Annotated in this window: 25 protein-coding genes; 21 read left to right on the top strand and 4 right to left on the bottom strand. The window is 38.0% G+C overall.

Features of this window, described 5'->3' with window-relative positions:
* Positions 1 to 104: 104 nt before the first annotated feature.
* On the top strand, positions 105 to 854 hold the full coding sequence (locus ACQKN2_RS04445) for an HAD-IIB family hydrolase (protein WP_427413873.1): 750 nt from the start codon (positions 105 to 107) through the stop codon (positions 852 to 854).
* 52 nt (positions 855 to 906) lie between these two features.
* Positions 907 to 1,107: a hypothetical protein gene (locus ACQKN2_RS04450; protein ID WP_427413874.1), complete on the top strand. Its 201-nt coding sequence runs from the start codon at positions 907 to 909 to the stop codon at positions 1,105 to 1,107.
* A gap of 306 nt (positions 1,108 to 1,413) precedes the next feature.
* Here ACQKN2_RS04450 and ACQKN2_RS04455 read toward each other — a convergent pair whose 3' ends face one another.
* Together ACQKN2_RS04455 and ACQKN2_RS04460 are read right to left on the bottom strand one after the other, a co-directional pair.
* Positions 1,414 to 1,752 (bottom strand): hypothetical protein, encoded by a 339-nt coding sequence (locus tag ACQKN2_RS04455; protein ID WP_427413875.1) that lies wholly within the window; start codon positions 1,750 to 1,752, stop codon positions 1,414 to 1,416.
* A gap of 174 nt (positions 1,753 to 1,926) precedes the next feature.
* Positions 1,927 to 3,621, bottom strand: coding sequence for a methyl-accepting chemotaxis protein (locus ACQKN2_RS04460; RefSeq protein WP_427413876.1), 1,695 nt, complete (start codon positions 3,619 to 3,621; stop codon positions 1,927 to 1,929).
* 310 nt (positions 3,622 to 3,931) lie between these two features.
* Between ACQKN2_RS04460 and ACQKN2_RS04465 the strand changes: the two genes are divergently transcribed.
* From ACQKN2_RS04465 to ACQKN2_RS04485, 5 genes are all read left to right on the top strand, one after another.
* Complete coding sequence (locus ACQKN2_RS04465) at positions 3,932 to 4,426, top strand: DUF1648 domain-containing protein (RefSeq protein WP_427413877.1); 495 nt, start codon at positions 3,932 to 3,934, stop codon at positions 4,424 to 4,426.
* 126 nt (positions 4,427 to 4,552) lie between these two features.
* Positions 4,553 to 5,209, top strand: a complete 657-nt coding sequence (locus ACQKN2_RS04470) for a YdeI/OmpD-associated family protein (RefSeq protein WP_427413878.1) — start codon at positions 4,553 to 4,555, stop codon at positions 5,207 to 5,209.
* A 106-nt stretch (positions 5,210 to 5,315) separates the two neighbouring features.
* Complete coding sequence (locus tag ACQKN2_RS04475) at positions 5,316 to 5,753, top strand: DUF1801 domain-containing protein (RefSeq protein ID WP_427413879.1); 438 nt, start codon at positions 5,316 to 5,318, stop codon at positions 5,751 to 5,753.
* Entirely contained in the window at positions 5,750 to 6,127 is a 378-nt protein-coding gene (locus tag ACQKN2_RS04480) for a VOC family protein (protein WP_427413880.1), read from the top strand. Before ACQKN2_RS04475 ends, ACQKN2_RS04480 begins: the two co-directional genes overlap by 4 nt.
* Positions 6,128 to 6,385: 258 nt before the next feature.
* A complete protein-coding gene (locus ACQKN2_RS04485) occupies positions 6,386 to 7,366 on the top strand; it encodes a GNAT family N-acetyltransferase (RefSeq protein WP_427413881.1) in 981 nt (326 codons plus the stop codon).
* A gap of 50 nt (positions 7,367 to 7,416) precedes the next feature.
* On the opposite strand, the gene ACQKN2_RS04490 is transcribed toward ACQKN2_RS04485, so the two are convergent.
* The gene (locus ACQKN2_RS04490) at positions 7,417 to 7,854 is read right to left on the bottom strand and encodes an Rrf2 family transcriptional regulator (protein WP_427413882.1); all 438 of its coding nucleotides are present in this window, start codon (positions 7,852 to 7,854) and stop codon (positions 7,417 to 7,419) included.
* Between the two features lie 190 nt (positions 7,855 to 8,044).
* On the opposite strand from ACQKN2_RS04490, the gene hmpA reads away from it, so the two are divergent.
* The 13 genes from hmpA to ACQKN2_RS04555 all read left to right on the top strand — a co-directional run bounded on the left by hmpA (position 8,045) and on the right by ACQKN2_RS04555 (position 17,339).
* Positions 8,045 to 9,211: an NO-inducible flavohemoprotein gene (gene hmpA / locus ACQKN2_RS04495; protein WP_427413883.1), complete on the top strand. Its 1,167-nt coding sequence runs from the start codon at positions 8,045 to 8,047 to the stop codon at positions 9,209 to 9,211.
* 158 nt (positions 9,212 to 9,369) lie between these two features.
* Positions 9,370 to 10,431 (top strand): YeeE/YedE thiosulfate transporter family protein, encoded by a 1,062-nt coding sequence (locus tag ACQKN2_RS04500; RefSeq protein WP_427413884.1) that lies wholly within the window; start codon positions 9,370 to 9,372, stop codon positions 10,429 to 10,431.
* A gap of 18 nt (positions 10,432 to 10,449) precedes the next feature.
* Complete coding sequence (locus ACQKN2_RS04505) at positions 10,450 to 10,674, top strand: sulfurtransferase TusA family protein (protein ID WP_249074808.1); 225 nt, start codon at positions 10,450 to 10,452, stop codon at positions 10,672 to 10,674.
* A gap of 264 nt (positions 10,675 to 10,938) precedes the next feature.
* Positions 10,939 to 11,199, top strand: coding sequence for a metal-sensitive transcriptional regulator (locus ACQKN2_RS04510; RefSeq protein ID WP_402931296.1), 261 nt, complete (start codon positions 10,939 to 10,941; stop codon positions 11,197 to 11,199).
* Between the two features lie 44 nt (positions 11,200 to 11,243).
* Positions 11,244 to 11,585 (top strand): rhodanese-like domain-containing protein, encoded by a 342-nt coding sequence (locus ACQKN2_RS04515; protein WP_427413885.1) that lies wholly within the window; start codon positions 11,244 to 11,246, stop codon positions 11,583 to 11,585.
* Between the two features lie 12 nt (positions 11,586 to 11,597).
* Positions 11,598 to 11,894 carry a rhodanese-like domain-containing protein gene (locus ACQKN2_RS04520; RefSeq protein ID WP_427413886.1) on the top strand — a complete coding sequence of 99 codons (297 nt, stop codon included), beginning with the start codon at positions 11,598 to 11,600 and terminating at the stop codon, positions 11,892 to 11,894.
* Between the two features lie 64 nt (positions 11,895 to 11,958).
* The gene (locus tag ACQKN2_RS04525) at positions 11,959 to 12,513 is read left to right on the top strand and encodes a sulfurtransferase TusA family protein (RefSeq protein ID WP_427413887.1); all 555 of its coding nucleotides are present in this window, start codon (positions 11,959 to 11,961) and stop codon (positions 12,511 to 12,513) included.
* A 12-nt stretch (positions 12,514 to 12,525) separates the two neighbouring features.
* Positions 12,526 to 12,921 carry a DsrE/DsrF/DrsH-like family protein gene (locus tag ACQKN2_RS04530; protein WP_323647779.1) on the top strand — a complete coding sequence of 132 codons (396 nt, stop codon included), beginning with the start codon at positions 12,526 to 12,528 and terminating at the stop codon, positions 12,919 to 12,921.
* Between the two features lie 88 nt (positions 12,922 to 13,009).
* A complete protein-coding gene (locus tag ACQKN2_RS04535; protein ID WP_427413888.1) occupies positions 13,010 to 14,137 on the top strand; it encodes an MBL fold metallo-hydrolase in 1,128 nt (375 codons plus the stop codon).
* Positions 14,138 to 14,286: 149 nt separating this feature from the next.
* Positions 14,287 to 14,514 (top strand): sulfurtransferase TusA family protein, encoded by a 228-nt coding sequence (locus ACQKN2_RS04540; protein ID WP_323648046.1) that lies wholly within the window; start codon positions 14,287 to 14,289, stop codon positions 14,512 to 14,514.
* A 114-nt stretch (positions 14,515 to 14,628) separates the two neighbouring features.
* The gene (locus ACQKN2_RS04545) at positions 14,629 to 15,405 is read left to right on the top strand and encodes a sulfite exporter TauE/SafE family protein (RefSeq protein ID WP_427413889.1); all 777 of its coding nucleotides are present in this window, start codon (positions 14,629 to 14,631) and stop codon (positions 15,403 to 15,405) included.
* 13 nt (positions 15,406 to 15,418) lie between these two features.
* The gene (locus tag ACQKN2_RS04550; protein WP_427413890.1) at positions 15,419 to 16,123 is read left to right on the top strand and encodes a DsbA family oxidoreductase; all 705 of its coding nucleotides are present in this window, start codon (positions 15,419 to 15,421) and stop codon (positions 16,121 to 16,123) included.
* A 271-nt stretch (positions 16,124 to 16,394) separates the two neighbouring features.
* Complete coding sequence (locus ACQKN2_RS04555) at positions 16,395 to 17,339, top strand: c-type cytochrome (protein WP_427413891.1); 945 nt, start codon at positions 16,395 to 16,397, stop codon at positions 17,337 to 17,339.
* Positions 17,340 to 17,380: 41 nt separating this feature from the next.
* On the opposite strand, the gene ACQKN2_RS04560 is transcribed toward ACQKN2_RS04555, so the two are convergent.
* Positions 17,381 to 19,075, bottom strand: a complete 1,695-nt coding sequence (locus ACQKN2_RS04560; RefSeq protein WP_427413892.1) for an FAD-dependent oxidoreductase — start codon at positions 19,073 to 19,075, stop codon at positions 17,381 to 17,383.
* Positions 19,076 to 19,442: 367 nt separating this feature from the next.
* Between ACQKN2_RS04560 and ACQKN2_RS04565 the strand changes: the two genes are divergently transcribed.
* Complete coding sequence (locus tag ACQKN2_RS04565; RefSeq protein ID WP_427413893.1) at positions 19,443 to 21,431, top strand: ABC1 kinase family protein; 1,989 nt, start codon at positions 19,443 to 19,445, stop codon at positions 21,429 to 21,431.
* Positions 21,432 to 21,596: the final 165 nt, after the last annotated feature.

Raw genomic sequence — 21,596 nt, forward strand, 5'->3', positions numbered from 1 at the left:
GGAAATCAACCCCACGTTATGATAATAATCATTATTTCTACAATAAATGTAAATATTTATGAGATAATAATGAGTAATTAACAGTTTAGAAAGAGGGCGTGACATTGAAATTTGTATTTGATTTAGACGGTACGATTTGCTTTAAGGGTCAACCATTAAGTGAGGGAGTTACTAATGCTCTAGAAGCTTGCATCGAAAACGGGCATGAAATCATTTTTGCATCAGCTCGTCCGATTCGTGATTTACTACCAGTATTACCTGAAACAATGCGAAAATTTTCAATGGTAGGGGGAAATGGTGCATTTGTTGTACGGAACGGAGAAACTATTGAGGTAACAGCATTTGAAGCAGAACTTGTAGAAGAGATTCAAAATATTATTTCAGCCTATCGATTGCCGTATTTAATAGACGGTGATTGGGATTATACGTATACAGGCAGTGAGACACATCCAATTTATCAAAATTTAGATCCCCTAAAGCTTGCGAAAAATGTTTCGTTGCAAGAGTTAAAGGATATCGTGAAAGTAGTATTATTCCCTGGGGAGCAGCGTAATGAAATAGTAGTTGAACTAAAAAAATTACCAATCTCGTTGTATGAACATACATCCGAAAATATTGTAGATATGAGCCCGAAAGGCATAGATAAATGGAATGGCTTAATGAAATTAGGTATCGCTGAAGGTGAATTTATCGCTTTTGGGAATGATGCAAACGATGCGTCCATGTTTGTAAAGGCGAAGGAAAGCGTTTGTGTAGGTGAGCATAAAGTACGTGAGCTTGCGTCCTTACAAGTACCAAGTAAGGAGACGTCGGTGATTGAAATGCTACATGTCTTAACTGAAAAGTACAAATAAGGGACTCTACCTGGGCAGATTCCACGGCTACCTAAGCGGTAAAAAGATACATATGAAGCGAAAGTGGCGGATTTTAGATAAACATGAAACACATACTCAGCACAATAAAGCTGCCATTGAAACACGGTTACCGATTGAACATGAAATGACATTTTTGCTAGGAAAACATACTGATTTTGACGTAGTGTTGACTGAGCTTAAGGGTCTTGTTGAAGAGGAAAGTGCTGAGAAATTAAGGCAAACAGGTTTTTAATAAATGAAGTCATTGAGTGACATATACTAGATTCGAAGTTTCCTCCCAAATTGTATTTAATTACAAATACAGTTCGGGAGGCTTTTTGATGGAAATGCTAATTTGTCAACGAAATAGATTATCAAAATATGTTTGAGAATGAACAAATATTGATTTTGCTAATTTTAAAATTAATGCTATGTTTTGAGTGTCGAAGGGGAAGACGGAAATCAAGTAATAAAACCTAAACCTGCTGGCGTTAGTTTCAATGGTATTAAATAATTTAATCAAAGTAAAAGGATACCTGATGAACTAGTTCGGTATCCTTTATTTTGGCAATGTAAAAAAACCACTATCTTTAAAACTGTAATGCATTGAATCCGTAATACATTCAAAAGAATAAACAATAGAATCACTATTTTCAAGCTCTACAAAAAAAGTGATATTATCGAAATTACACAATAAATTACTAAAAGCTTCGACACTTTCAAAGTCTTTTTTTGCCTTACATACCTCCACTGTTTTTTCTAATGATTCTCTCAAAACAACTCTAGACAGTTCTGTAATTTCTTCCTTTTGGAGAACTATACCCATTTTTTGTGGACCATCTAATAAATCCATAATCTCACTATCACTTAAAAGGTTAGATATACGCATATTTTTCATTGAATATCATCCTATCTATTATAAATAGTTGAACGCACATGATAGTATCAAAGCGAGGCTTTAGTTAGATATTAAAGACTTGAAAAAGGTAGCGCCTCCCGAATTGTATTTAATAAACAATTCGGAGGCATATTATAGGACTTGTTGCTAAACTTTAACTTTCAATTATCCCTTTTACTCCACTTTAAAACGCGCAACCTGTGTTTGTAATTCCTCGGCCATATTGGATAGTGTGGCAGCAGAAGCGGCCACTTCTTCAATAGTCGCTAATTGCTCCTCAGAAGCAGAAGCTACATTTTGTAGATTTGAAGAAGACGTTTGAGCAATAGTTGCAATTTCATCGAAGGATGCGTAAATTTGCTCAGCATTCGATGACATTTCCTCTGAAACTGTCGTTGCCTCTTGAATTTGTTTCGATACTTGTTCGATCAGTTCAACGATTTTTGAGAAGCCTTCCTCCGCTACTTTTACAACTTGCATACCCACTTGAACCTCTTGTGTACCAGTATCCATAACAGTTACGGCGCGATTTGTATTCTGTTGGATTTCTGAAATCAAAGTTGCGATTTGTTCAGCAGATCGCTTGGATTGCTCCGCTAATTTTTTTACTTCATCCGCAACTACCGCAAAGCCACGACCATGATCTCCTGCACGTGCTGCCTCAATTGCAGCATTCAGTGCTAGCAAATTTGTTTGCTCTGCAATATCTGTTATGAGGCTAATAATATTTCCAATTTCAACAGAATGGTTTTCTAAATTTTTTACAACGCTAGCAGATTCTAAAACCGCTGAATTAATTGTGTTCATCTGTGTAATAACACGGTGAAGGGATTCATTTCCTTTATTCGCTTCCGTATTTGTCTCGATAGCAAGTTCTGAAACGGCAGCTGTAGTCGCAGCCAATTGCTGAATGCCTGTTGTCATCGTTTTCATAGCTACCGAGCTTTCAGTAGCATTTTTACCTTGAGCTTCGGAGCCACTTGCTACTTCTTGTATAGAGGAAGTAATTTGTTCTGTCGCTTGAATAGTTTGTTCAGCACTAGCAGTTAACTCGGCAGCAGAACCACTTACTTGTACAGTGTTATGTCGTACATTTGTAATGAGATCCTTTAAATTTTCCGCCATTTGATTAAAGGCAAGTGCTAAATCACCTACTTCATCACGATTCTTAATGTGAATTTGCTCAGCTGTTAAATCGCCCCCAGCAATCTTTTTCGCGGTCTTTGCCATACCTTTGATAGGGCGGGAAATAAGGCTTCCCATGACCATAGCAATTATCAGACTAATGACGACGGCTAAGACGCCAAGAATAATCATTTGGAATTTAATGGATTGTATTTCTTTTGATGTAGCAGCAATTTTCCCTTTTATATATTCATCTTGATAGTTAGCGAGGTTAGCCACACGTGCATCGAATTGTTTAATAATTATGCGTCCCTGTGTGCTATCAAGCTTTACATATTGTTCTGTTTCACCATCTGCCTTTAATGAAAACATTCGATCTGCGAACTGTTGGACATCTTGTTCGCTTTTATAAATTGCCTCTAATAATTCAATTGATTTTTGAGAATCGAAGGATGTCTTTAATTCATCATATTTCTTTTTAAATTCTTCACGGGACGCGGTATTACTTTGATAATTTTGCTTGTCTCCAAGTAATAGATAGCCCCTCATATTTACAATTTCTTGTTTAGCAATTGCGCGGAGTTCTTGTATACTAATAGATTTTGTTGTTTGTTCTTCGAGTAACACGCGATATGTCTTATTTACGGAATTAAGCTGTTTGAAGTTTAATCCGATGGTGCCAACTAATACTAAAATAACAATGAAAAAACCGAGTAATAACTTCTTATAGATAGTAAATCGCATAGTTGTCGTTTCCTTTCTCAGTAATTTAGTAGAAATGTTACAAAAAAATGAAATATGTATATACCATTTATATCAGATTATATGAATTTTACAAAGTATTATGAGAATTTTTACTATATTGAAAAGGAATGATAAGGACGTAAGTTGTAGATAAAATGATAAAAAAGATAGAATAAAGTGCCGCTTTACGGTTAGTGAAAGCGATAGTTATGTATATATCACAAACAATTAAGACAATTTGCATAAATTTGAAACTAAATGCACTGTAGTACCGTAGAAATAATAAAGGAATAAGTAAGGGTGTGGGAAGATGTATAGACCTGTTTTGAAATTACCGAAAACAACATATGAAAAGATTTGGGACTATATCGGTGGTGGATTATTTGTACTGTCCATCCTTTATACTTTTATCATGTGGGGCAAACTACCAGAGGAGATTCCAGCTCACTTTAATGGTGCAGGAGAAGTTAATCGCTGGGGTTCCAAAATAGAATTATTCATCCTTCCGTTGATCGGAATATTTCTATGGATTTTTCTAGCGGTCCTTGAAAGGGTTCCGCATACGCATAATTACCCAGCACGTTTAAATGAAAGTAATGTTGAGGCTTTTTATTTAAATAGCCGAAAAATATTAAATGAAGTAAAAAATCTTTGTCTCATTTTATTTGCAGCTATATCATTCCAAATGATACGTATTGCACTTGGTGAGGCAGAGAATATTGGCTGGTGGTTCCTACCGATAGTGTTAATTGGAACAGCCATTCCGATTATTAAAGGAATAGTAGCGACTACCAAAATAAAGTAGCTTATTCATGTAAATTAAACGCTCGAGAAAATTCGAGCGTTTTTTTGTACGAATTTTTCATTAAATCAGCTATACTATCAAAACTAAGAGAAAATTGTATTGATCATTAAAAGAGGTGTCAAAGCTATGCAGAAGAAGTTTAAACTTAAAGAAGGACTGTCTATGTCCATTCATAATCAGCCACAGGATATGATACTAGAGGGAATATCCCAATCAGGGAGTGCGCCTAATGATCGAATCGTTGCCTTTGTGTTTACGATTGATGAAATGGTCACATATTTACATGATGCATTAAAGTTAAACGCTCTAGCGGAACAGGGCTATTTATTTTTTGTTTATCCGAAAAAGGGAAATAAGAAGTATGAACAGTTTATCCATCGCGATGAAATATTCCCAGCTATTCAAGTAAACGAGGAAAAATACATTGTTGGCAGTGATTATAAATTTGCGAGTTTGATGTCGCTAGATGAGACATTTTCAATATTAAGCATAAAAAGAGATGGCAAGGGCCGTGGCAAGAAGAAGACAGCGAGTAGTCAGTGCGTAAGTGATTATGAGGGTATGATTCCTCAATTGCGTGATGCACTTGCAGAAAATACGGATGATTTAACATTTTATGATGGATTAACACCGGGTTATCAAAAGGACTGGGCTCGTTATATCTATAGTGCGAAAAAGGAAGAGACGCAGGTAGCGCGCTTGGTGGAGATGCGTGAAATTATAAGACTTGGCTACAAAACAAAGGAATTATACCGAAAAGCAAAGGCAGAGGGTAAAGCATAAATAGCAAAGAGACTTTATTGATTCCTTTTAATGATGCTATATTCATGGTAATTGGCAATCCTATGATTAGCCTAGCAATAATACTATGTTGAAAAGGGGACAGAGTATGAAAAACACTTATATTGAGCAAGTAGATGAAAAATGGCAGGAGGGTTTTGCCAAACTTGTAGATGTGATAGAAAGCAATTTACCAGAGGGTTTTGAAGAAAGTATGTATTATGACATGATAAGCTATGTTGTCCCGTTATCTACTTATCCGAAGGGTTACCATTGTACACCGAACACTCCTTTACCCTTTATAAGCCTTGCTGCACAAAAACGTCATATTGCGGTTTATCATATGGGCATATATGCAGATCAAGCGTTACTCTCGTGGTTCCAGGAGGAATATGCGAAACGAGTACCGACGAAACTCAATATGGGGAAAAGCTGTATTCGTTTTACAAGCACTAAAAATATTCCGTATGAATTAATTGGAGAACTTGTTTCGAAAATGACACCAGCACAATGGATTACAAAATATGAAGGGGAGTTAAATAAATGAAAAGTGCCACTACATTTTTAATGTTTCAGGGACAAGCCAATGAAGCTATTCAGCAATATCAACAGTGGTTTTCAGAGTTACAGGTAGAAAGCTTAACTTATATGGAAAACTCGCAACAAGTTGCAATGGCTATTCTTCATTTAAAGGGTTTGAAAATAATGGTGAATGATAGTGTAATACAGCATAACTTTACCTTTACACCGTCAACTTCTATTTTTGTGGAATGTGAGTCTATAGAAGAAATCGACAGTCTGGTTGCTCAAATTTTAGAGGGTGGACAGGCGTTAATGCCACTCGATAATTATGGGTTTTCTAAGAAATTTGCCTGGATTCAGGATCGTTTCGGTGTATCTTGGCAACTAACATATAATTAAATTTAGGAATACATGAATATGCCTCATCGCCAAAAGTAAGGGCTGACATTTGATAGAACGTATGTCATGTATATAAGTTGATTGGAATGGAGGCTAAACGCCCCCAGGAAAGTGTCCAGCAGGAACGGAAATCAACCTCAAGATATGGTGATGAGCCATCGACATGAATAAATGGATGGAATAAGCTCTTATTGCCATTAGAGGATGATACAAAAATCCAATGCATAAGGGGCAATTTAGTTAAAAGGAGAATGGAATATGGCAGTAACTTTAGTGAGACACGCTATAAAATATGCTGAAGCGATGCATGCACTGTCTTCCGTGCCACAGGTTCGAGATGCACTAGGGTTACCTGCTGGCAAAGTGGAAGATACGATTAATTTTATTAAACGTGAGTGCGTGGACGAAGAAGCAGGAAAGACAGTTCCTCGTGTTGTTTTAGATGAGGAAGGACAACTTATTGGTGTGACAGCGTTAATGTTTATTGATCACAATAAAAAGAGCTGTCATATAGGTTCATGGCTGGGCCATGAATTTTGGGGAAAAGGCTATAATCTTCAATCAAAAATTGCCATTTTAGATATCGCATTTTTTGAGTTAGGATTAGAGCGTGTTTTTGCAGGAGCTAGAGAGGTCAATATTCGCTCACAAAAGGCACAGGAAAAGTTACCTTTTATTCGACTTGGAGTTGAAAATGATTTTCCGAAGGAGCATTCATGGCTAGAGGTCAAAGAAAAGCAGCCTTGTGTTTTAAATGTTTTTGAGCGTGAAGATTTTGTCCAATATCGTACTTCTTTAAAGAAAGTAGAAGGTGTGAGGGAAGACTATTTACCACACTTGTTATTGGCAGATGAAAGTGAAGAAGCTGTTCGAAAATATTTAAATGACGGTGAATTATACGAGATTAAATGTGGTGAGCAATTAGCGGGGGTAGCTTTACTTCTTGCTCAATCTGATAAGACAGTAGAACTAAAAAATATTGCGATTGTACCGAAGTATCAAGGTATAGGGTTTGGGAAAGGAGCACTTCGTCAAATAACGGCAATTTGTCAATCACAAGGATATCAAACGATAATAGTTGGAACTGCAAATTCTAGTATTGATAATATTGCATTCTATCAAAAAGCAGGTTTTCGTATGGAAACCATTGAAAAAGATTTTTTCAGTAAATATCCAGAGCCGATCTATGAAAATGGGATTCGCGCACTAGATATGATTTTCTTTTCAAAGGCATTGTAAAATATATAGACATAAAAAATACCCGTCCAACTTGAGTTGTGCGGGTATTTTTATTCGCCAAGCAATAGTGCCATCAACTTTTCTTTCGAATGTAAAAAATCATCAAGCGTATAGCGATCTAAGACTGTTAAATAAGCTTGTAATGCTTCGTATAATACGCCTTTTAGCTGACATTCTGGTGCGATTTTGCATAGATTATTTTCTTTGTCAAAGCATTCGACAAGATGAAAATCCTCTTCTGTATGACGCACGATTTCACCAATTGTAATGGTTTTCGGATCAATTGCTAGGCGAATTCCTCCACCACGCCCTCGAATCGTTTCAATATAGCCCAATAATCCAAGCTGGTGTGTCACCTTCATTAAATGGTTCTTCGATATATTATAAGCATCAGAAATTTCTTGGATAGTTGATAATTGGCCTTCTTCCTTCGCACCCAAATAGATGAGTGTTCGAAGAGAATAATCTGTGTATAAAGTTAAGCGCATAAGAACACCCTACTTTCTATAGTTCAAAATAATTATAGCATTTTTACATTGAAGTATAATAAATTCAATACTTTTTTAAAGATGTATTTAAAATACATTAATTATGTCCATTTTGTTAAAGATGTATTTGATATATTGCTTTTAAAAAACGAAAGCGTTATATTGTAATCACGAAAGGATGGTAGGTCATATGTTAAAACAAGAAACAGTACAAATTATTAAAGCAACAGTTCCTGTATTAGAAGTTCATGGAGTGGAGATTACTAAAACGTTTTATAAAAATTTGTTCCAAAATCATCCAGAATTATTGAATATTTTTAACCATACAAATCAAGAAAAAGGTCGTCAGCAAACAGCATTAGCAAACACAGTTTATGCTGCTGCAGCGCATATAGAAAATTTAGAAGCTATTTTACCAGCGGTGATGTTAATTGCTCATAAACACCGTAGTCTAGGTATTTTACCTGAGCATTATCCTATTGTTGGAGAATACTTATTAAAAGCGATTAAAGAAGTGCTTGGTGATGCAGCAACAGATGATATTATTAATGCTTGGGCTGAAGCATATGGCGTAATTGCAGATATCTTCATTCAAGTAGAAGAAGAGCTATATCAAAAAGCTGAGCGTAATGGCGGTTGGCGCTTATTTAAACAACTGAAAGTGGCAAAAAAAGTAGTAGAAAGTGATCTTGTTACATCTATCTACTTTGAAAATGAAGACGGTTCGCCTCTACCAGCTTATGAACCAGGTCAATATATCAGTATCCGCGTGAAAGTACCAGGCGAAGAATATTTAATGAACCGTCAGTATACGCTTTCGCAAGCAAGTGCGGGAGACGGCTACCGTATTTCAGTGAAACGTGAAAGTGATCATACGCCAAATGGTAAAGTATCTAACTTTATTCATGACGTATTAGAAGTGGGAGATTTAGTGGATGTAAGTGTTCCAGCAGGGCTATTTGTCTTAGAAGAAACTTCTACTCCTATTACATTTATAAGCGGTGGTATCGGTGTAACACCATTAAATAGTATGCTGCAATCACTAACAGATGATGCGACAAATGAAGTGAGCTTTATCCAGTGTGCACGCAATGAAAAAGTTGTAGCATTTAGCGATGACATCAAAAAGAAAGTAAATGTGCTACCAAATGCAACATATACAGCGTTATATTCGGATGAAGATAAAAAAATCTCAAAAGAATTATTAGCAGAAAAAGTAGCTGATAATGCAGATGTTTACGTATGTGGACCTGTTGGTTTTATGGAAGCAATCATTGGAAATTTACATGAGATTGGCGTGAAAGACGAAAAAATTCATTATGAATTCTTTGGTCCAGCAATGCAGCTAGCAAAATAAATAACTATCTGACCCCTTGCTATAAGAAGCAGTTTTCTGCACTTGTAGCAAGGGGTTTTTGTGTGCGTAGAAAAAGTTAAAAAAGTAATTGAATTCATAGTAAAACAAGTGGTAATATATCCTATAAGAATACTAAGGTATTGAAGGGGGAATGATGGATGGGTCAAATGGTTATTACAGGACTTATTTGCGGAGCTTTACTTGGATTTGTTATGCAACGTGGTCGTTTTTGCTTAACTGGCGGATTCCGCGATATGTATTTAACAAAAGATAACCGTATGTTTTACGCATTACTTATTGCAATAGCAATCCAAAGTGTTGGTGTATATACCTTGATTAGTTTAAAGGTATTTGAATTCAGTGCTGGTTCTTTACCAATCGTGGCTGTTATTGTTGGTTCATTTATTTTTGGAATTGGCATTATTTTCGCGGGTGGTTGTGCTACAGGTACTTGGTATCGGGCAGGAGAAGGTTTAATTGGCAGTTGGATTGCATTAGCTGGTTATATGCTTGTAGCAGCAATGATGAAATCAGGCGTATTGTTGCCGTTGGATACGGCTATTAAAGAAACGAGTATTAAAAGTAATTCTATTGCCGAGACAATTGGCGTAAACAACTGGTTGATAATAACGATTTTTGTAGTAGTTGTTGCATTGATTATTTACCGTGAGCTAAAGAAGCCTCGATTGAAAATCCCGGGGTTAAAGCCGAAAAAAACGGGATTAGCACATGTTTTATTTGAAAAACGTTGGCATCCATTTGTAACTGCAACAATTATTGGTGTGATTGCAACTTTAGCATGGCCGTTAAGTGTTGCTACTGGTCGCATAGGCGGGTTAGGTGTTACAACACCTTCAGCTAATATTTTGCAATTTTTGGTGACAGGACAAATTAGCTTCATCAACTGGGGTGTTTTCCTAGTGCTAGGGATTCTCTTAGGATCATTATTCGCAGCAAAAATGAGTGGCGAATTTAGATTCCGTATTCCAGATACAAAAACGGCGATTAACAGCTTATGTGGTGGACTTATGATGGGGTTCGGCGCGGCTTTAGCAGGAGGTTGCTCAATTGGTAATGGATTGGTGATGACAGCGATGATGACTTGGTCAGGATGGATTTCTTTAGGATTTATGATTTTAGGTACATGGACTGCATCTTACTTTGTATTCGTTCGACCAAATAAAAAAGCTAAGCAAGCTACACGAGTAATACCAGCGTAAAAAAAGGAGTGTTTTCATATGAAAAAAACGTTAGAAGTTATGGGGATGGTTTGTCCATTTCCTTTAGTAGAAGCAAAAGAAGCTATCAAAGACTTAAATTCAGGTGATGAATTAGAAGTGCAATTTGATTGTACACAAGGTACAGAATCCATTCCACGTTGGGCTGCTGAAGAAGGGCACGAGGTAACAGAGTATGAACAAGTTGGCGAAGCGGCTTGGACAATTACGATTAAAAAGAAATAAGGCAATGTACTATAAAGTTCATATAAGCGAGAAATTCGATGATAGAATCGTCGGATTTCTCGCTTTTTTTATTTAAGAAATAAAAGGAGATGATGATAACGACCTTAAATTAACGGGATAAAACGTTGATACAAGAGGGACATAACATGAAAACGACGTTTAAGAAAAAATTAGAACTTTCATGTTGACAATATACCTAATGGGGTATATTATAAGTCTCGTAAGCAAGTTCAATCAATCGTTTTGGAAGGAGGCGTGAACAGTATGGCTTACGGTACAAAAACAGCTAATCGTGTGAAGCGAATAGAAGGTCAATTGCGTGGTGTTTTACGCATGATGGAAGAAGAAAAAAACTGTAAAGATGTGATTACACAGCTATCTGCCGTGCGTTCTGCGGTTGATCGGACTATCGGAGTAATTGTTAGTGAAAATTTATTGGACTGTGTAACGACTGCTGAAGGGGATGCTGGAAAAGTGAATACGGCTATCCAAGAAGCAATGGATTTAGTCGTGAAAAGTAGATAATTTTTATATACCCTAAATAGTATGTGTGAGGAGGCGAATGTTACTTGGAAACATGGATTATACTTGCTGTTGTTATAGCATTTTTCGTTTGGCGAATGAAGCCAACGAAAGGAGTACAGTCAATTTCAGCGGCGCAATTGAAAAACATTCTAAATGATAAGGATAAAGTTTTTGTCGATGTGCGTACACCAGCTGAATATAAGGGGCGAAATATCCCGCAATTCAAAAATATTCCGCTCGGTTCTAGCTTTGACAAGATACCGAAGGACAAAGAGGTCGTTGTCATTTGCCAAAGCGGCATGCGCAGTAGTCAGGCATGTAAACAACTGAAGAAACAAGGATTTGAGCGTGTGACAAATGTTCGTGGTGGCATGAGCGCGTATTAGGAGGAGAATAGCATGAAGGAAATTTCAACAATGGAAGTACAACAAGCTTTAGAGCAAGGTCAGGCAATAAATTTAATCGACGTACGTGAAGTAGATGAAGTGGAGTCAGGACACATTCCGGGCATTATTCATATCCCACTTGGCTTACTTGAATTCCGTATGCATGAGCTAAATAAAAATGAACCATATGTTATGGTCTGTCGATCAGGTGGTCGTAGTGGTAGTGCTACTCAGTTTTTAGAAAGCCACGGCTTCGATGTATTCAATATGGTTGGTGGCATGCTTTCTTGGAATGGTGAAGTAAAGTAACCTGAAACTTTTGCTATATTTTTTTAGAAAAAATAATACCTGTATAGGTATGAGGGAGGAAGTTATGAGTATTAAGGCAGATTTTCAGCTGGATGCTAAGGGGCTTTCTTGTCCAATGCCGATTGTTAAAACGAAAAAGGCGATGGCTGATTTAGTAGATGGTCAAATTTTAGAAGTATCAGCAACAGATAAGGGTTCGAAGGCGGATATTGCTGCATGGTCTGAATCTGTGGGGCATCAATATATTGGGACAGTGGAAGAAGAAAGTGTGCTTAAACATTATATTCGTAAATGCTCAGATGACATGATGGCTGAGCAAACATTTGAACGAACAATTGAGCTAGAAGAGGCAATGGAAAGAGAAGGTCTTGTTCTCGATGTGCGTGAGGAGGCAGAGTTTGCTTTTGGCCACATCGAGGGAGCAAAGTCTATTCCGATGGGTGAGCTAAATGGACGCCTTTCTGAGCTTGATAAAGAGCAGGAAATCTATGTGGTTTGCCGTACTGGAAAGCGTAGTGATTTAGCCGCCCAAAAGCTTGCAGCATATGGCTTTACAAAAGTATTTAACGTTCTACCAGGGATGACTTCCTGGACTGGCGACTTAACAAAAAACATTTAGGAGGAATTTATTATGTCAAATAAAGTAGCAATTATTGCAAGTAACGGTGGTCTTTTCGATGCGTATAAGGTGTTCAATATTGCAACGGCAGCGGCGGCTACAGAGAAAGAAGTAGCAATCTTCTTTACATTCGAAGGATTAAATTTAATTCATAAACAAGGTATGCATGCATTACCTATGCCTGCGGGAGCGGAGCATTTTGCAGAAGGGTTTGCTAAAGCTAATGTACCAGCAATTCCGCAATTAGTGGAAATGGCACAGGAATTAGGTGTGAAAATGATCGCGTGTCAAATGACGATGGATGTAATGGGTTTAACGACAGATGATTTTATTGAAGGTATCGAAGTTGGGGGAGCTGTAACGTTCTTAGAGTTTGCAAAAGATGCAGCACCGTCATTAACGTTCTAATTAACATAAATGATTCACTATATAGGCGGAGAGGACAATCCTTTCCGCTAAAAATATCAATAAAATAATACCTCAGGGGGTAATAGGAGTGTCAATTTTAAAATGGAGTGCAGCAGAAGTAGCGAAAAAAGTAATTAATAATGAAGAATTATTTATTTTAGATGTTCGAAATGCGGATGCATTCGAAGATTGGAAAATTGATGGTCATAAATTTGAATACCTTAATATACCGTATTTTGAGCTATTAGATGGCGTCGAGGATATTTTACCGAAGATTCCAGCTGATAAAGATGTATTAGTCGTTTGTGCGAAAGAAGGATCGTCACTAATGGTAGCTGAGATGTTATCTGAAGCAGGACGTACGGTGGCTTATCTAACTGGTGGAATGAAAACGTGGAGTGAATATTTAGAACCGATTAAAGTTGGAGATTTAACAGGTGGCGGTGAGCTTTATCAATTTGTACGTTTAGGGAAGGGTTGCCTTTCTTATATGGTCATCTCTGAGGGTGAAGCGGCGATTATTGATGCTGTGCGTTTTACTGACGCATTCACAAGCTTTGCGGAAGAGAAAAACGTAAACATTAAATATGTGTTCGATACACATTTGCATGCTGATCATATTTCTGGTGGACGACATATAGCTGCAACTACTGGTGCGACGTATTATTTACCACCGAAGGATGCAGAAGAAGTTGTATTTGACTATACACCTTTACTTGATGGCGCAACTGTACAAGTTGGTGCCTCGCAAATTGACGTAGGAGCGATTTATTCGCCTGGTCATACAATTGGTTCAACATCATTTGTTGTGGACAACAAGTATTTATTAACTGGAGATATTTTATTCATTGATTCAATTGGACGCCCTGATTTAGCGGGTCTTGCAGAAGATTGGGTTGGTGATTTACGCGAAACACTTTACAAACGATACAGAGAATTATCGGATGATCTAATTGTTTTACCGGCTCATTTTATGGTGATTGATGAATTAAATGAAGACGGAACTGTTGCAAAACATCTTGGACAATTATTTGCCGAAAATCACGGCTTAAACATTAAAGATGAAGCCGAATTCCGAAGTGTTGTAACAGAGCATTTGCCTCCACAGCCAAATGCGTATCAAGAAATTCGTCAAGTAAATATGGGTAAGATTACGCCGACGCAGGATGAGCAGACAGAGATGGAAATTGGCCCGAATCGCTGCGCAGTTCGATAGTACATTTAGTGAAATGCAATGAGTACGCATGCATGGTTATAGCATGTAAATACCGCGAAGCGAAGGCGCTCATCCTTCGTAAAGTCGTGAAAAAACAAACAGAACCGGCAAAATCGCTTACAACGTTTGCTGTTCCAAAGGAGAAAAATATGAAATCAAACTTACAACTAGATGCAAAGGGTTTATCTTGTCCAATGCCTATAGTGAAAACAAAAAAAGCTATAGATACATTGGCTTCGGGTGAAATTTTAGAGGTTCAAGTAACGGATAAGGGAGCTCTTGCGGATATTCCTGCTTGGGCAAAAGCTGGCGGTCATGCAATTTTAGACAAAGCTGAAGACGCTGGTGTCATTACATTCTTTATTCAAAAAGCTTAATGCTGGTGAGGGTTGTCTCTTCTATTTGAAGGTAAGAACAACCCTCCTTTCATTTGATATTGGTGGAAATGACAATGCCATTAAGGCGCAAGTGACCAGAAAGAAGGAAAAAAGATGGATTTAGCATGGATCATTACAATATTTTTGATTGGCTTTGTCGGTTCATTTATATCAGGAATGTTGGGAATCGGCGGAGCAATTATTAAATATCCAATGTTATTATATATCCCACCTTTACTTGGTTTTGCAGCATTTTCAGCACATGAGGTATCAGGTATTAGTTCGGTAGAAGTGTTTTTTGCCTCTCTTGCTGGGGTGTGGGCATATCGAAAAGGTGGTTATTTAAATAAATCACTAATTATATATATGGGGAGTGCTGTATTAGCAGGGAGTTTCGTTGGTAGTTACGGCTCCCAATTTTTATCTGAAGTGGGGGTTAACGTCGTTTATGGTGTATTGGCGTTGATTGCTGCAGTGATGATGTTTATTCCTAAGAAGCAAATTGACGATAAGCCGTTGGATGAGGTAACGTTCAATAAACCGATAGCAACTGTATTAGCTTTTATTGTTGGTATTGGATCGGGGATTGTTGGGGCAGGTGGTGGCTTCTTGTTAGTACCTATAATGCTAGTCGTATTAGGTATACCGACACGTATGACAATCGCTACAAGCCTTGCTATTACTTTTATATCCTCGATAGGCGGGACAATTGGAAAGTTGATGACGGGACAAGTTGATTATTATCCTGCATTCATAATGATTGTAGCTAGCTTAATAGCAGCTCCACTAGGTGCAAAAGTAGGAAAAAAATTAAATACAAAAGTTTTGCAAGCTATTTTAGCAGTGCTCATTTTAGCAACTGCCATTAAAATTTGGATCGATATATTGTAGGAGGCTGTAGTAAATGAAAATTGAGATTTTCTCAGATTTTACATGTCCATTCTGCTACATTGGTAAGAGAGAATTGGAACGCGCCATTGACTTGGCAGGTTATTCAGGGCAGGTAGAAATTGAATACAAAACATATCAAATTGGGCCACATACGCCTAAGAAAGATGCACCAACTTTATATGAAGGTATGACTGCGAAATTTGACTCCACGATAGAAGAAGTAAAGGAAATTACTAAGGGTATAGCAATACGGGCCGAAGAGGTTGGTTTGCATTACAATTTTGAAGATATGAAAACAGCTCATACTGAAAAAGCGCATCGATTAGCAAAATGGACAAGACAGTTTGGTAAAGAATCGGTCTATACGGAAGAGCTTATGAGTGGTTACTTTACGAAAGGAAAAGACTTAAACGATAATATGTTCTTGTTAAAAGTCATTGAAAATATAGACTTAGATGTTGAAATAGCGAAGGGCATTTTGGTATCAACTGACTTCAACGAAGCCTTAGACAAAGATCGATATGATGCCCAACAGCTAGGTGTACAAAGTGTTCCGTTCTTTGTTTTTGAAAATCGTTACGGTATTAAAGGTGCGGAGCCAAATGAAGTTTTTGTACGAACATTGCATCAAGCGGCAGAGATAGCCGGGATTCAGCCAGTGTTAAAGATGGTAGGTGATGGTGAAGCTATTTGTGCTGATGGTGAATGTAAATTATAGTGGAACGCTAAAATGTCGGGTACAATGCTGTGCTCGGCATTTTTTTTCATTCAGAAATGTTGATCGGTGCGAAAGTGAAGCGTCAGCTACAAATACAGGAAAAGTACATACTGCAAGAGGTATTAAGTCTCGTTTAATGTGTTATAGAACAATGAGTTTCGTAATTTTATCCTCTAAATGATTCTATTTGCGTAAGGTGTGAGAAAAGTCACATCGGAAAATATGCTATTTTGCTAAAATATAGGTGATTATACAAAGGGGGGTATTATAGATGAAACCTATAGTAGCGGGAGTAGCGGGGACAGTGCTGTTAGCGGGTACACTTTTTGTGGGGGCAGCCATTAGTGACAAAATTTTAGGTGATGCCGAAAGTAAAGAATCCGCTGAACAAACAAAAATACCAGCAACAGCAGCTGCTCAGTCAGTTGTCTATGCGCCACCAAGCATTGAAGAAGTACCAGATGGACCTATGAAGGAAGCAATATTATACGGTTATGAACTTGTCAATGATACACATGTTGCTGCAGAAGAATATGTTGGGAATCAATTGTCTTGCACAAGCTGTCATGCAGGGGCAGGTTACGATGAGCAAGTTTCGTCATTAGTAGGCGTTATGGCGGATTATCCCCAATATATCGCTCGCTCAGGTGATATTGTAACGATTGAGGAGCGTATTAATGGTTGTATGGTTCGCAGTATGAACGGTAAGAAATTTGACATGAATAGCAAAGAGTTAGAAGCGATGGTCTCGTACTTCGCCTATATTTCAGAAGGTGTGCCTATCGGGGCAGAACGTGAATGGGTAGGTGCAAGTACTATGAAGAACGTTCCTATACCGGATGTTAAGAACGGTGAGGAAGTATATGCTCAGTCTTGTATCGCTTGTCATGCAGCAGATGGCTCAGGCAATGGTGCTAATACAGGTCCGGCATTATGGGGTGAAAAATCATTCAATGATGGAGCGGGTATGGCAAGAATGTCAAAAATGGCTGGCTACATCCAAAATAATATGCCAGTCGGTGCAGCAGGTACTTTGACAGATCAAGATGCCGCTGATTTAGCAGCCTTTATTTTATCGCAGGATCGACCTGAATGGGCAAATCATAATAAAGATTGGCCAAAAGGCGGACGTCCAAATGATATTATGAATAAAGAGAAACGGGAACAAATTAAAAATGGCACAATAAATTGGGAGAAAGTGCTTTCTACTAATTAAAATGAAAAGGGATGCTGCAAACTAGCGGCATCCCTTTCGTGCTATTTAAAATTGTAGGCCGTAACAATTTTATCTCTGTTAGTTGTTGTATCTGTGAAATATTCATACAAGCAAATACCGAGGAAGGATCCAGCAACATTGAAGACATTCGAGAAACCGTTATTCTGGAGGGTCATTACAGCATTGTAGCTTCGCTGGCCAGATCGGCAATGTACGTAAACTGGTCTATCTTGTGGGATCTCATCCAAACGTTCACGGAGCTCACTTAACGGAATATTATGCGCGTGAATGAGATGACCAGCCTCGAATTCATTTCTTTCGCGGACATCTAAGAAATAGGCGTTATTTTCAACGAGACCTCTAACCTCGTCAACTTTTACTTGTTTATAATGACCATATAACTGGTTTTGAGCAACGAGTGCAGCTAAATTAACTATGTCACGTGCGGTACTGAACATTGGAGAATATGATAGCTCTAGCTCTTTTAAGTCTTCTAATGTGCCATCCATTGTTATCATAGTTGCAATAACGTCGATGCGTTTGTCGGCATTACCTTTTCCGATCGCCTGGGCTCCAAGAATTTTCCCGGTTGGCACTTCGTAAACAAGCTTAAAATGAAGTGGATTACTATTTGGCATTAAACCAACTTTGTCTGGAGCAATCAAATACACGCTTTTTGCTTGGAAGCCATGTGCGAGTGCTGTTTTTTCATTTAAGCCCGTTGTGGCACACGTGTAATCAAAAATTTGTACGCTTGAAGAGCCGATAACTCCTTTGTTTTGTTGAGGTATATTGTACATATGATTAGCTGCTGCTCGTGCTTGTCGTTGCGCTGGACCTGCAAGTGCCAGGCGAGTTTGTTTATGAGTTAGCTGATGGAATACTTCTATAGCATCGCCTACAGCGTAAATAGAAGGATCAGATGTTGCGTAATTAGCATCTACTTGAATGCCACCTAGTTCACCTATTGTCAGTCCGGCTTCTTTCGCTAAAGAGGTTTCTGGACGAACGCCGATAGCTAATACGACAGCCTGTGCTTTCAATTGTTTGCCGGAATTCAATTCTACATAATCTGCTGTAACCTTAGCTAGACCATCATTGACGATGACATTAATTCCTTTATCCATCATTTCTTTGTGTAATATTTGTGCCATATCATAGTCAAATGGCATCATGATTTGTTGACTAAATTCAACGAGTGAGACATTAAAACCGGCAAGCTGTAAATTTTCTGCAACCTCTACGCCTATAAATCCGCCACCGATTACAGCGATATCCTGTATGTCATCACTCTGGATATAGCGATTTAAACGGGCGATATCCACGACATTACGAACCGTAAAAACGTGTGAAGAATGAGCGCCATCCAAGTTTGGAACAATTGGACTCGCACCAGGAGATAACACTAACGTATCGTAGCTTTCCTCGTACTCAGTGTCAGTAGTTAAATCCTTTACAGTAATGTTTTTATCTTTTCGATTAATATGTAAAACTTCTTGATTAACACGTGCTTCGATCTTGTATTTTGTTTGAAAGGCTTGTGGTGTCATTAAGATTAATTTGTCGCTGTTATCAACGATTCCGCTTAGATGAAAGGGTAAAGAGCAATTTGAAAATGAAACGTTCGGTCCTTTTTCGAATATTATAATCTCAGCCTGTTCATCGAGGCGACGAATACGCGCAGCGGTCGAGGCGCCGCCTGCGACACCACCGACTATTAAAAATTTTTTACTCATGTGTAAGCACATCCTTTTCTTGTGATATACGTATATGGGTATGTTGTGGATAAATCAAAACTTTCCGAGTGTTGATAATGAATAAAATTGTGGATAAGTATTGATTTAAGTGGATTATATACCCTATAAGGTATTTTATCAACAAAAATTACTGAGTAAAAATCATTGTAAGTGGATAAGTACTAAAAAAGTAAACAAATAGACAAAATTTTGGGGATAAACTTAGTAAAAGAAATTAAGTAACCGGATTTGGTTATCAATAAAAGTTGGGGATGACAGTCGGGACGGAAGTGACCCCGCTTTATGATGATGAGCCTTAGATTTGTTATACTAGCAGTATTAGGAAGTAGCATCGGAGGTGACGCTGTTGATTTTTTTGAAATTTTTTATTCAACTACTAGTTGTTTCAGGGCTTATTTATTTTGTAAGTGGTCGATTAATTGGATCAAACATTAATTTTATACGTAGGATTCTTTCTGTAGTTATTAGTGTGACCCTAACGTCCTTTGTTTACTGGTATACCTATTTACGTCATACAGATTTTTTATATGAACCGATGATGCAAGCCGTGACAGAGGTCAGTACACTTATTTGGATTGGTAGCATGCTACTCATTTCGATGCTGCTCTATCTTGTTTTTGAGCTTTTCGATTCAAGTGGTATTACAGCTAGAGATCGTCGTAATGGGAAAAAGAATATATTCTTGCGCATTCGTAGCTACTGGCGACAACAAAAGCGCTTGCGTCAGGTGTTGAAAATAGCTGTGACAAATGGCGTTGTTCAAACGATTAAATACGCAAGACAACGTGAAAATGAAAAGGAGCTTGCCGTTGCTTTAAGGGTAACTTTGGAGCAATGTGGTGGGATATTTATTAAATTCGGCCAGGTCCTTTCTACTCGTAAGGAATTATTTTCTCCTATCTTTATTGCCGAATTGGAGAGGCTACAACATAGTGTGAAGCCTTTACCTTCAGAGCAGGTAACACAAATTTTAGAAGAGTCACTTCCGAAGCCTATGAATGAACTATTTGCAAGCTTTCAAATGGAGCCTATTGCGGCAGCATCTATTGGACAAGTGCATAAGGCACGATTGAAAAATTTTGATGAAGTCGTGGTGAAGCTACTGCGTCCAGAAGTGAAGGGGATCATGCGAGATGATCTCGAGATTTTAGAGGAGTTTGCCAATTGGCTTTCACGAAAGTCTACATGGGCTGAGTCACTTGGTTTTCGTGAGCTTGCTAAAGGATTTGCAGATGGTTTACGCGAGGAAACTCATTTAGATATTGAGGCTCGTAATACATTGCAGGTGACGAAAGCTCTTGCTAAAAGCGAATATAAGGTGCGGATTCCTAAAATCTATACAGAATATTGTTATGAAAATATTATTGTCATGGAATATATACGTGGGAAAAGTGTTGCTAATGCTGCGGCTGAATTTAGTCGTTTAGAAAGTGATCGTAGGCAGTTTGCCCGGACTGTTTTGTATTCTTTCTTTGAGCAGATGCTTCTTTCTGGTATCTTTCATGCAGATCCACATCCAGGGAATATTCATATTGATGAGACGGATGGCTCACCGATACTGCTTGATTTTGGGGCTGTAGGGCGTTTGGGAGCTACACAACAAGATGGCTTAAAGCTAATTTTAATGGGGATTCATCTAAATGATTCAAGTACTTTATTTGACGGCTTAACATTATTGGTTGAAAATGCTGATCATGCAGAACGTACGAAGATGGAGCAAGCCATTGATCAAATTCTCTTGAAAATCTCTTATGTGGATCGGATTCCTACAGAGGAATTGATACATGCGTTATTTACAGTTGTTCGTGATTTTGGTCTTGCTTTCTATCCCGCAGTAGGTTTAGCGCTGCGTTCCTTAGTAACATTGGATGGCACATTACGGGTAATTGACCCAAGATTTGATATTTTTACAGAAGCAAAAGATTTTTCATCCGCATATATGCGGGCATCCTTCCTGAAGCCATTTAAAGAACCATTGGCGGCGAAGGAACGTATACAAGAAGAATTGTCCATGCTTATTCCGACGTTGCGCAAAATGCCAAGACGAGTCGACCAACTTATTCAACGGATAGAGAGTGGGAAAATTATTTTACATCACGATGTTTTTTCGGATGAGGATAATGCTCGTTTTATTACCAATCTGTTTTCCCGTTTCGTCTTGCTCCTCGTTGGTATTACCTTTGGCATTATTTCTGTAGCTCTTTTAGCGATTTCACAATTTATTCATGACATGTATGCTGTTTACTTAAATACAGCTGCATACTTAGGCTTATTTTTATGTGCCATTCTCTTAGTACGGCTTTCTATCCAAGCACTACGTTCCATGAAGCAATAGAAGCGCCAACTCGGAGTGAAAATCAATCTTTGTTTATGGATACACATTATTTATAGGTAGGGGAAATGCTCCCTTACCTTTTTTTATTGTAAAAAAGATCCTTAGAAATATTACAAAAACATTACAAGATAGAGAGTGGGTCTAATGGTAAAGTAGCTAAAAACG

The organism is Lysinibacillus sp. NPDC093688 (genome assembly GCF_050280145.1).
Taxonomy (GTDB): domain Bacteria; phylum Bacillota; class Bacilli; order Bacillales_A; family Planococcaceae; genus Lysinibacillus; species Lysinibacillus xylanilyticus_B.